Consider the following 12,499-nt stretch of genomic DNA (forward strand, 5'->3'; position numbering starts at 1 on the left):
CCCCATTTTTTCTTCTAGCCTCACCCCGACTCAACAATGAAATCTTTCGCTAGAATCATCGCCTCAAAAAAACCAGAGAATGGAACTCTCAAAGTCGCGCTACTTAAGTCAGCAAAGATCTCCACCTCTAAAGCGTCCACCCCTTTATCCTGATTAACTTGAGCAATTGGTTCGCCTTTATATTGAATCTCCGCAGTCAGCCTTTTATAGCGATTATCACTAAAGCCCAGAACTTCAAAATCCGAATTACTTTCAAGTTTCATGGTTTCGCCTTAGGGTCCAAAAACCCAGAAAATGAGCCATCATTATTGTAGCGCAGACCTCTTCCATCGGGAGCCCGGACCTCTAGCCCACCGCGACTCAAATTTGAGAATGTTGAATTTGGATTCTTGAGAACGTCATCAATAATACCGAGTGCAGTTGCATTTTGCTTTTCAATTCCACCTGTGAGTTTTGGGAACGTTCCAGTAGCTCGCTGGCCAGAAGCATGCTTTGTGAGCGCCCTAGCAGCCTCTGTCAGACCTTCCTTATTGATAGGATTTGAAGCTGCGGCAGATAGATCATCGAAAGTGCGGCCGCCGAAATTTTGCAGGGCGGAAGGCAATCCTTTTGCACCTCCCATCACAAGCCGACCTAATACTGCCGCCAGCCCAGCACCTGTGAGTTCACCGGCCATAAAATAGCCCCAAGCCTTGACGAACTCGTTAGCCGGTTGAACCCCTTCAAAACCTTGTCCTTGGGCCAGCTCCAGCTGTGCTTGGGCAATTTGGTCGTTAGTGGCACCTTTTTCCAGCATGTCCTTTGCCAGAGTAGTCGCCGCTGATCCGTATTCACTTAAGCCTGGTGGCAGATGCTCCAGAAAATTGTATTGCGTCAGGTTTTGCGCAACCCAAGCCCCTTTCTCGATCTTGGCAGCGTCCGCATCTTTCTGCCCCGCAGCCGCCAACACACCCACGATCTGCGAACTCATCGTCAGCAACTCTTCGTTGCCGTTAACCAGCGTATTCAGATGAGTAACCAGCGCCTCATTCGCCCCCGCTGCCAACGCACCGGTTTTAAAATCGCCGCCCGTAGCCTCAGCCAGCAAACCACCTACCATCGCGTGAATCGCAATCTTGGGTGCCGACCCATCGGCAACTACACCTTGGGTGTAATTTCCCACCAGATTGAAACTAGCTGCCGCCAACGTATTGAACAGCGCACTTTTTAATGCATCGCTGGCGCTACCGCCCTGCCCGAGTGCCTTGCTCAGCAGCATGGATGTGCCGCTTTGCAACGTCTGGTTGGCGGCAAATTTACCGACACCGCTCCATGTATTCAGTAGACCTGGCGTCGTGACTTTCCCAGTGATTGTGTTTGTTTGAGTCCCCGTCCAATCACCAAAATATGCAGCGGTCATGCCAGCCGTGACGCCAGCAATCACATACCCCTTCATCGCATCCGAAGAAGTCACGTCCTTGAGTACCGCGCCCAAGTTGCCACGGTTGTTAACGACACTGACCGTAGCGTTGGTCGCTGCTCCTGCAGCCACTGCTCCAGCTCCAGCTGCCACGCCAACGCCCGCCCCTGCGCTGGCAGCCGCACCCGCAGCCAACGGCCCAACCACCGCCGCCATCACAATCGCAATAATGATCTGCGACGCAGGCCCCAACCCTGAGTTGCTGTACTTGAAGCTGTCATGAATCTCCTTGACCTGCCTCCAGTCCACATCCCCACGAGCCTCTGCATCCTTAATCCAGGCCAGTTGCGGATCGGCCTTGACCATCGCCTCAATCGATTGGCTGACGGTCTGTTGATTGACCTGATTGACGTCGATCTTCAGGCCTTCCACCGCCTTGATCGCGATGTTGCCCTCGGCAACCATCTGGGTCTGGCGCAGTGTTTCGTCGGTGTTGCCTTTGCCTTTGGAGGACACCCAGAAGGCATTGTTATTGCTCTTCTCATGACTCTCCTGATGCAGATCCTTCACCGCCTCAAACGTCACCGCCCCTCCACTGACAATCGCAATATCCCCACCACTCTCAAGCTTCGCCGCCTGATACTTCTGATCCCCACCACTCTCCAGTGTCAGATCCCCCCCAGTCTTGATCTCGCTCCCGACACTCTTCACATCGGTCACTTCATCACGCTGAGTCTTCTTGCTGCCCCAATTGCCCTTCTTGCTCATGTCATACAGCGAGTAATGACTGTCCTGCGCCGCCAGCATTTGCAGTTCGTTATCCGCATGCACATAGGCTTCATTGCCTGCGCTGATCTTGCTGGCAACCAAAGTCAGGTCGGTGCCGGCGATGGCGATCAGGTCGCCGCCGGCTTTGAGTTCGGCGCTTTGTTGGGTGACGTCGTCCAGTTGGGTGGTGGTTTTGGTGCCGCCTTTTTTGCCTTTGGAGTAGTCGTGTTGTTCGTTGGCGGCAGCAGCCAGGGTCAGGTTTTCGCCGGCTTTGACGCTGAGGTCTTTGGCGGCGCTGACGGTGCTGGCGACCACGGCGATGTCGCGGCGGGCGTCGATGGCGAGGTTGCCACCCACGTCCACGGCAGAGGTGTGTTGCAGGATGGTTTGCTCGGTGCCGCTGATACGGCGGCGTTGGTAGGCGTAGTCGTCCTGTTCGGTCTGGCTGGCGATCAGTACGTCGCGCCCTGCGGTTACGCTGGCGTTGCCACCGGCCTTGAGGTTGCTGCCGAGGTTGAGCACGTCGCGGCCGGCGTTCAGTTTGAACGTGTCGGTGGCTTCGAAGCGGGAGGCTTCGCTGGCCACGTCGTTGCGCAGTTGATAGCCCTGGCCTTCCTGCTTGAAGGTGGTGACCGTGCGCTCGTTGATGATGTCGCCGGTCACCGCGGTGGCGCTGATGTCGCGGCCATTGATGATGCCGCCACGGCTGTTGCGGATCGAGTCGGTGGCGAGCATTTCCAGGCGGTTGCCGGCTTGCATCAGGCCGCTGTTGTCGATATTGCCGGCCACCATGTTCAGGTTGTTGGTGGCACGCAGGGTGCCGCTGTTGTGCAGGTCGCCGCCGGTGACCAGGCTCACGTCCTGGCCTTGGATCAGCGCGCCGTTGGGGGCCAGGCGGTTGTTGGCCTGGGCCAGGTAGAGCACGGGGGTGAGGACTTTCTGGCCGTTGACCTCGGCTTCTTCCATCCACACGATGTCGTGGGTCAGTGCCGCGACTTGTTCGGCGGTGAGGGACACGCCCAGTTGCAGGTTGAGTGAGTCCTTGTAAGAGATGGCGTTGTCCATCAGGTAGCGGAACAGCGCGTCATCACTGGCAAGGCCGTTGATGTAGCGTTGGCCGGTACGGGCCACAACGGCTTCGCGGATCAGGCGTTGCTCGTACAGGCCGTCGCCCAAGCGCTTCCAGCTGGCGTCGGGGTTGTAGCCCAGTTTGCCGAGCAGGTAGTCGGAGCTCATGAACTGCTTGAGGTCGGTGAGCGCCGGGTTGGTTTCGATCAGGTATTTGTGGCTGTTATCTACCGGGGTGATTTCCGGCAGGCCTTGTACGCGGGTGACTGATGGGGCACGGCTGTCCAGAGCCAGCGGGCCCTGGCCGTTGACTGCACCGCTGACGGGCTGGCCATCGAGGCTGAAACCGCGTTCTTGCACGGCGGTGTAGTCGAGGGTTTTCTCGCGCTCGGCGGCGCTGATTACACGTCCACTCACGCTGAAGTCACCGCTACCGGTAGCCGCGTTACCCGCTGCACCACCCTTCGCGGCCTGGCCGCTGAGACGGAACAGGCCGTTCTGGCTGGTCGGCAAACTGAAGCCGGGCAAGGTCACCGGGTTGACCTGGCGTTGGGCCAGATCTGGCGGTAGCTGTGCGGTGATCGCCGGCTTGACGGTGGAGGCAAATACCTCGGAGTTGGTGTTGCGGTTGGCCGCCGGGGTGTCGATGTGGGTAGCGTTGGGGCGGATGACGCTGTTGTCGATCCTGGAGGTCGCATTGACCGTCACCGCACCTGCGGCCTGAATCACCGCCTGTGCAATCACGCTGCCGGTGGTGGGCACTACATAGCTACTGCTTTCATAGAAATTGCCAACGCCTGCCCTGACCTGGTCCATCGTCATCTGGCCCGGGCGGTAGTCGCCTGAGTTGGGATTGTTGTAGATGTTGAACTGGTTCTGGCGCTCCATGAAGGTGTTGTAGATGCCACGGTCGCGGGTATAGAGCCCGGAATTGAAGTGACGCTCTTCGCCGCCTGCCGCGCCGCGGTTGGTCAGCACATCGGTGTTGATCAGGATATTCCCGGCGGCGGATACCGAGCTGTAAAGGTTATCGAAGGTCTGGCTGCCCACAGTCAGGTCGCCACCGGCGTTGATGAACGCAGAGGCCGAGCTGCCGGTGATGACATCTTCGTATTTCTCCACCGAGTTGAAGTACAGCTCGCAGCCTTTGCCTTTGCAGTAGTCGTTCCAATAGATATTGAGGTTGCCCGACACCAGCTTCATTTCAGTGGTGAACTGGTCACGACGGTTGCTCAGGGTGTCTGCCAGCAAGCGCATGCCGGTGCCACTTTCCAGGCTGCCGGAGACGTTCTCGATCAGGCTGCTGCGCGCGCTCGCATCATCCCGGGCGATGTCCAGGGCGCCGAGGCTGTAGACGTCGCCATAGCGGTTGCTGAAATCATTGACGCGCAACGCCATGTCGTTGCCGCTGAAGAGCAAGCCCTTGTCATTGACCAGGTGCGTGGCGTTCAGCCGGACTTTTCCGGCGCCGCCCAGGGTGCCGTAGTTGTTCAGGGTGGAGGCATTGACTGTCAGGTCGCCGATGGCAGTCAGGCGCCCGTGGTTATTCAGGCTCGTGCTAGTGACCTGGTTGAGTGCGCCGCCGGCAATGCGGGCGTTCTCGCCCAGGTCCATGCTGGCGCTGGTGAGGCTCATGTTGCCCAGGCTGCTGACGCGGCCGTTGCCGCTGTAGCCACCGGTGAGCGTCACACTGAGGGTGCCATCACTGGCCAGAAGGCCGTCGTTGGTCCAGGTGTTGCCAATGCCGATCAGGCTTTGTGCACCGAGCAACTGGCCGCTGGCGGTCTGGGTGAACTGGCCGATGTCGAGGTTCAGGCGCCCGGCCTGGATCACGCTGCTGTTGGTCCAACTGGCAGCCTTGATGTCCAACTGGCCGTTGGTGACGAAGCTGCCGCCGGCCCGGGTGACTTGGTCGGAGGTCAGGTCGAACGTACCGGTGCCGGTGTGTACGATGCGCCCGCCGTTATTGTCCAGGCCGGCGGCTTGCAGGTTCAGGTGTTCGTTGGCGCTTTCAAGCACGCCGAAGCGGTTATCGAACAGGCCGGAAACATCGATGTCGGTCGTGCCCGTACGGCCCATGGCCCGCAGGTTACCGCCGACGTTGTTGATGGTTTGCGCAGCAAGGCGCAGGACGTCGTCGCTTTCAATCAGGCCATAGCCATTGCTCAGGGCGTCAGTGAGGCCGAAGTCGATATTGCGTGCACCGACCTTGCCGCCCTTAACGGCCGCCGTGCCCTGGTTATCGAAAGCCTGGGCAGTGACCTTGAGCAAGGTATCGGCGTAGACACCGCCGCCCTGGTTATTGAAGGTCGTGGTGACGATGCGGCTTTCACCGCCGAGTGCGGATAAATGCCCCATTTGGTTGAGCAGCCCGCCCTTGGCTTGGATATCCAGCGACTGCGCCTGAGTGATGCCGTTGCTGTTAGTGAACAACCCAGTGACCAGTTTGACCCAGCCCTTGCTGCTGTTGAGTACGCCACCGGCCGTGTTGGCTACACTGGCGGTTTCCAGGTCCAGGTTGCCACTGAGGCTGTCGACGCGGCCGCCCTGGTTACTCAGGGCGCCGCTGAGGCGCAGGCGGTTATCGGTCTGGCTTTGCAGCGTGCCTTGATCGTTGGTGAGGGTGCGGGCGGTAAGGTCGAGCTTGCCCATCTGGCTGAACATCAGGCCGTCTTGCTGGTTTTGAACGTCACCGGCCAACAGCTTGATCACCAGGTCTTTCTGGCTGGCAAGCGTGCCTTTGGCGCTGTTATCCAGGTCGCCATTGGCGAGGGTCAGGTCAAGGCGATCCTGGCTGACCAGTTGGCCGCCTCGGTTGCCCAGGCTGGCGGCGTTCAGCAACAGGGCTGCGCCACTGGCCAGGCGCGCATTGTTGGCATTGATCAGCGCGCCACTGAGGGTGCCGTCCAAGGTGCCCTGGCTGATCAGTTGGCCAGCACTGTTGTCGAGACTCTCGCCGATAAAGGTGATGTTGGCGGCGTTGATACGCCCACCACGGTTGAGAATTTGACTCTGGGCATTATTGAAGCCCAGGTGTTGAGCTGCGGAAATCAGGCCGTTGTTGCTGTTATCCAGGCGACCGGCAACGTTGAGGTCGACATCGGCCTGGCCGGAGATGATCCCCTGATCATTGTTCAGGCTGCCCGCGATGAGCGTTTGTTTGCCCATGCTAACCAGGGCACCGGCCGCGTGGTTATCCAATACACCGGTGAGGTCAGTGTGCAGGGTGCCACTCTTGCTCGACAACGTGCCCTCGGCGCTGTTGTCGAGGCCATTGCCGACCACCGTCAGACCGTTCCAGCCGGAGATCAAGCCCTTGTTGGTGTTGACCACGGTATCCGCTTCAAGGCGCAATTGATCGGCACTGAGGATGACCCCGCGATCACCGTTATCGATGCGTTTGGCGGCGATGGTGAACGCCGTCTGGCTGGAGATTTCGCCTTGTTCTCGGTTGGTCAGGTTAGCCAGGCGCGCGAAGGTCAGCGGGCCTTTGGCGCTGATCAAGCCTGCGCTGTTATCGAGATTGCCGCCTTGCAGATCGAGGGTTACGGCGCGTTCGCCGATCAAGCGGCCCTGGCGCTGGATCAGCTGTTGGACGATGAGTTTCAAGTCGCCCTTGGCCGAGATTTCCCCTTCCAGGCTTGAGTCGACCGTTTGCCCGGTCAGGGTCAAATCAGCCTGGCTGTTGATCAACCCGGCAGTGTTATCGAGGTTGGCAGTGGTCAGGTTCAACGCCTGTTGACTGCCGATCACACCCGCGCGGTTATCCACATTGGCGGCGGTGACCGTCTGGCTACCATCGCTGACGATTCGCCCGCCCTGGTGATTGTCCAGCGCGCCGGTGTTGAGCGTCTGGAGCGTGCCGGCCGAAAGGCTGCCCTTGTCGCTGTTGTTCAAGGAGCCTGAGGTGGTCGTCAAAACCGTAGCGGCAAAGATCTGCCCCTGGTTATGGTTATCCAGCACGCCGGTGACCTTCAGGTCCAGCGCACCACGGCTGGCGAGCGCGCCACCGGCCTGGTTGTCCAGGCTGTCGGCTGCCACCTGCAGAACGCTCTTGGCGGACACTACACCTTCCACACTGTTATCCAGCGCCTTGGCGATACGTACCTGCAGGCTGTCGCCACTGATGACTTTACCGCCGCGGTTATTCAGCGCATCGGCCATCAACAGGAATGATTGGGTGCTGGAGATTTCACCGCCCTGACTGTTGTCGACGGTGCCCAGGTTGTTCAGCAGCAGTTGGCCCGGTGTCGCGATCAGGCCGTGGTCACGGTTGATCAGTTGCCCATGGCTCAAGTCCAGGTCGATGCTGGTATTGCTGATCAGCTCGCCACGATCATGTTGGTCCAGCCCGGTCAGGGTTGCCTTGACCGTGGACTTGGCGAAGATCGAACCTTGTTGGCTGTTATCCAGTCGCCCTGCGTTGAGGGTGATGCCAGCGTCACTGCTGATGCTGCCGCGCTGGCTGTTGTCCAGGCCGGCGCTGCGCACGTCCACCTGTTGCTTGGCGCTGATCACGCCGCCCTGGCTGTTGTTCAGCGCAGTGCTGACCAGCGTGGCGGTGCCATCGGCCAGCAGCTTGCCAGCCTGATTGTTCAGTTGGCCCTGGGTGGTGATCGACAGCGCATTGGCCGCAGAAAGAATACCGCCCCGGCTGTTATCCAGGGTGCCAGCCCTGACGGTCAGTCCGCCCTCGCTCAGCAGCGTGCCCTGCCCTTGGTTGAGCAAGCCTCCGGTCAGGCTAATGGTCAGGTCTTTTTGGCTGGTAACGCGGCCACCCAGGCTGTTATCCAGTTGGTCGCCATTCAATGCCAGGCTCTCACGCCCCGCCAGCAAGCCGTTGCTCTGGTTGAGCAGGCGCTGCACCGTGAGCGTCAGGCCGCTGTCGCCGATGACCTTGCCGGTGGTGTTGTTCAGTTGATCGGCGACCACCAGCACCTTGGCCTGGCTGGAGATCTCGCCTTGCTGGTTGAGGATGGTGTGGCTGCGCAGGTCCACGCCGTTGGTGGCAGCGATAAGGCCGCCGTTGCGGTTATCCAGGGACGCGCCGGTCAGGTTCAGCGCACCGTCGCTGACGAGTTCGCCCGCTTGTTGATTGAGCACACCGACGGTTGCCTGCAGGTCGCCCTTGGCGCTGATGCGACCGGCGCCGTTTTCGAGCTGGTTGGCGTTGAGGGTCAGCGCGCCGTCGCTGCCCAACTTGCCGCCATTGCTGTTGTTCAACTGGTTCAGTTGCACGTGCGCGGCGGCCTTGGTGCTGATCACGCCCGCTTGGCTGTTATCCAGATCGCCGCCGGTGAGGGTCAGCGCGCCGTCGGCAATGACCAGGCCACCCTGGTTGATCAGGCTGTCGCCGTGCAACGCCAGGGTGGTTTTGCTGGACACCAGGCCGCCCTGGCTGTTGTTCAACTGCCCTGCGGTTATTTGTTGAGCCCCCTGGCTGACGAGGTTGCCTTCATTGCGATTGTCCAGCAGCCCGGCGACGGTCAGGTTCATCACGCCTTGGGCGGCGATGGAACCTTTGTCGCGGTTATCGAGGCTGGCCGCCTGTACTGTCAGGCTGGACGCAGAGAAAATCCCCAGGCGGTTATCGATGGCACCGCTGGCGGTTACGTTGAGGTTGCTGCCCAGCAATTTGCCTGAACGGTTATCCAGGTTCGTGGCAATCACGGTTGTGTGGCTGGCAGAAATTTCACCCGCCTGGTTACTCAGTTGCCCTGCGGTTACACGGGCCTGCGCCTGGCTGGCGACCAGGCCGTTATCGTTAGTCAGTTGGCCAGCGTTGAGCGTCAGGTTCTTGAGGCCGATCACGCGACCGTTCTGGTTATCCAGCGCAGCGGTCACCGTAACGTCGGTGCTGTTTTCACTGTGCAGCAGACCGTTGGTGCGGTTATCCAGACCGGTGGCCGTGACCTTGAGCGAGTCCTTACCCAGTACACGACCGCCACGGTTGTCGAGTTGACCGGCGTTAATCACGGCGGTGGTACCGCTCAGAGTGCCGCCTTGATTGTTCAAGGTTTGGTTGGCCGTGGCGGTAAGGGTTCGGCTGGCAACCACGCTGCCGCTATTGCTCAGGTTTGCCGCGCGCAGACTGACATCGCCACCGGCATTGCGGCTTTCATCGGCGTTGACACCGGCTTCGATGATGCCGCTGTTGACCAGCGCCCCACCGCTGGTCACGGTGATGCTGTCGCGGGCCGCCAGGCTTTTCTGGTTGCTCAGGCCTGTCGTGGTTTGTACATCGACTCGCGTGCCGGCATACACCGCACCCGCAGCGTCCAATTGACCGGCCTTGATCACCACCGCTTCGCTGGCTTTGGCATTAGCCAAACTCAGTCGTCCAGTGGCATCGAGCTGAATATCACCGCCACTGGCCATTAACGTACCGTCGAGCTTCACGCCCACCCCGGCCTCGGTGCCCACCAGTTTGATCGCCCCGGCATACATCCCACCCAACGCCGTCGAATCAATCGCGAGCTCGGGCTTAGCGCTGCCGTCGTCGGCGCGGGCAGTGGCTTGCAGGCTTTTAGCATCGACGTCATTGCGCCCGGCAACCACACTCAAGTTGCGCGCATTGATCTGTGCGTTAATCCTGGCCGAGCGGGTGATGATTTCAAAGCGGTCGACGTTATCGGCGTTCAAGCCCTGGCCGTCGATGGTCACGGCGCCGCCATCAACCTGGTAACGTTGCAGTTGGCCGCTTGCGTCGAGTATCGGTTTGCCGGTGGTCAGGGTGACGTTGGGGGTGTTGATGAAGCCGCAGCCGCTGCAAGTAATGCCATAGGGGTTGGCGACGATGACCTTGGCCGACTGGCCCGCCACTTCGGTGTAGCCGCGCAGTTGGCTGGGACTGCCGCCGTTGACTTCGTTGAGAATGATGTTGGCGGCGCGGCCTTGCAGGTTCGGGTTGCCGAGGATGATGCCGCCCAGTTGCGTCGATTGGGTACGGTCGGTGGCGTTGTTGAGTATCACGCCGTTGGCGCCGACGTTGTAGTCCTTGAACTGGTTGTGGGACAGGCCACTGCCATTGGGGGCGGCGATGTTTACCACCGGCACGCCATTGCCCGCCTGGCCGACCGTGGTGCCCGGCGCGCTGACCACGATGCCTTCGGCCTGGGCCAGCAGCGGTTGCCAGAACAGCGCGTTGGCCAGGATCAGCGCCACGCCACGTTTGGGCAGGCCCAGGAACGCGTCACGGCTTTTCAGGGCAGCAGAAGGCTGGCGAACCAGGAAGGCAAATTGGCGAACATCCATTTCAAATTCTCGTTGCAACTGGGCGTTGAATTACAGGAAGAAATCCATGCGGATGTAGATCGGTGCTTCGCGCTCAAGCAGCGCGGCCGGTCGTTCCAGGGAGTGGGCAAAGGTCACGCTGGTGCTCACGTGTTGGCCGCGGGCGAACAGCTCAAGGGAGTTGCTCGAGACGCGGCCGTGCACTTCGCCGTTGTAGCGACCATTGCGGATCACGCCCTGGTCGTAGCCCACGCTGGCACCGTACTCGCCGAACACCGGGCGCAGCCAACCGAGGGTCACCGGGCGGCTCCAGCGCAGGTCATTGCGCCAGTAACCGCCGCTGTCGCCGGTCAGTTGCTGATCCTTGTAGCCGCGTACCGACGCCGAGCCGCCGAGGCTCATGCGCTGGGGGCTGAACAGCACGTCTTCGCTGCGTTGGCCGGTGGCCAGGCTGGTAAAACTGAACGACTCGCCCCACAGCGTGAAGGGTTGCAGGTAGCTGACGGTGGCGGTGTACTTGCGGTAGCGCGCATCCGGCACGCCAGGCAGGGGGTTGTGATTGCCTTGGGCGTCGAAGGCGCCGGTGCCGTTTTGCATGCCCACATCGACGTTGACGAACGCACTGCCGATACGACGACCATGGTTGATGCCCAACTGCAGTTCACTGAGGCGGTTGCTGCTCTCTTTGAGGCGGCTGCTATCGATGTAGTTGTTGGTGCGCAGGTGGGACAGGCCGACGTTGAGCGACGTCTTGCTCACGGCATCACGGTGGATCACCCGCTCAGCGCGTAACTGATGGTTTTCACTGTCACCGGTTTGCTTGAAGTCGAAACCGTCGCCCTGGACGACCGAACGGTAGTCGCTCTGGTTGTAGCTGTAGCTGAAGTTCCACCAGCCCCAGGGCACGTTGTAGTAGAGCATCGCATTCTTGGAGGTTTTCTGATGGTCGCTGACCGCGTCATGGCCGCCACGCAGAATCAGCTGATCGGCCAGGCCCAGTGGGCTGTCCCACTCAAAGCCGGTGCCCCACTGCTGTTCGCCGGTGCTTTTCTGGCCATCGTTGTTACGTGAAAGGCTGGCGCGCCATGGCTTTTGCGGGTTGTTTTTGACCAATACCGAGCTGCCGCCCACGGCCTCGCCCGGGGTCAGCTCCATTTGGGCTGATTGGACGGCAAGCGATTGAGTTGGTCGACGGCCTGCTCGATTTCTCGCAGGTTCAATATCTCGCCGCTTTTGCCGGGAAAGGCCATGGCCAGCTCGCGGTCCGTCAACTTGCTGTTGTCGGCGCCCTTCAAGCCTTCGAGTTTGCCCTCCACCACCAGCACTTGCAGATGCCCCTTGGACATGTCCTGTTGCGGCAAGTAGGCGCGACTCGTCATCAGGCCTTTGTCGATGTAGAAGTCGGTGAGGTCTTTGAGCAGGGCGTTGAGTTGTGAGACGCCCAGGCATTGACCGGTGTACGGTTTGAGCAGACGCTCGCGTTCAGGGGCAGGCAGGTGGTCGGCCCCCTGGAGTTCAATGGTTTGGATCGGGAAGCAACGGCTGTCCACCGGGGCTGCTGGCGCTTCGGGCCTGGCCTCTTTGCCGGGCAGTTCCTTGAGTTGTTCAAGGCGGCGTTGCTGATCTTCCAACAGGCGGTTTTGCCGGTCGCGGATCAGGTCCTGATCACCCGGAAGGGTTGCCGCCATCACGCTGGGGGAGGCGAGGCAGACAAGCAGGGCAATGCTCAGTGAATACCGAGTCCGTGGCGGTTGGGAATTCATGTTCGATCCATCGAATTTACGAAGGGTGGCAAACTAACATCGACCGCCTTTCTCGCCAATAATCTGACCCACCTTTGGGTAACGCCCTAAAAAAACAGTAACTAGCTGACTAATAAAGAAAATAATCGAATAAGAATGGATATTGCTTGAAGTTATTGGTTGTTTTCCGACCAGCGGTATCAGATTTGATACACATTGAGCACCCACACGAACGCCCGGACTATTGGGTCAGCACCGGTCCGCATATGAATATTTGAATTTAAGGAAT

The 12,499-nt window shown here is 59.9% G+C and carries 2 protein-coding genes and 1 pseudogene; all 3 read right to left on the bottom strand.

All coding sequences use genetic code 11. From position 1 onward, the window contains the following. Positions 1–20: 20 nt before the first annotated feature. Positions 21–263, bottom strand: coding sequence for a hypothetical protein (locus ACP7CZ_RS15250; protein WP_054897997.1), 243 nt, complete (start codon positions 261–263; stop codon positions 21–23). Further along, a complete protein-coding gene (locus tag ACP7CZ_RS15255; RefSeq protein WP_294363351.1) occupies positions 260–10,489 on the bottom strand; it encodes a filamentous hemagglutinin N-terminal domain-containing protein in 10,230 nt (3,409 codons plus the stop codon). Before ACP7CZ_RS15255 ends, ACP7CZ_RS15250 begins: the two co-directional genes overlap by 4 nt. A 30-nt stretch (positions 10,490–10,519) precedes the next feature. Further along, positions 10,520–12,231: pseudogene (locus tag ACP7CZ_RS15260) on the bottom strand (ShlB/FhaC/HecB family hemolysin secretion/activation protein). Between the last annotated feature and the right edge of the window lie 268 nt (positions 12,232–12,499).

This window comes from Pseudomonas sp. DWP2-2 (genome assembly GCF_049897065.1).
Lineage (GTDB): Bacteria > Pseudomonadota > Gammaproteobacteria > Pseudomonadales > Pseudomonadaceae > Aquipseudomonas > Aquipseudomonas paracarnis.

Excerpts from the sequence above, each read along its gene's own strand:
- ACP7CZ_RS15250 (WP_054897997.1), bottom strand. The coding sequence starts at position 263 with ATGAAACTTGAAAGTAATTCGGATTTTGAAGTTCTGGGCTTTAGTGAT.
- ACP7CZ_RS15255 (WP_294363351.1), bottom strand. The coding sequence starts at position 10,489 with ATGGATGTTCGCCAATTTGCCTTCCTGGTTCGCCAGCCTTCTGCTGCC.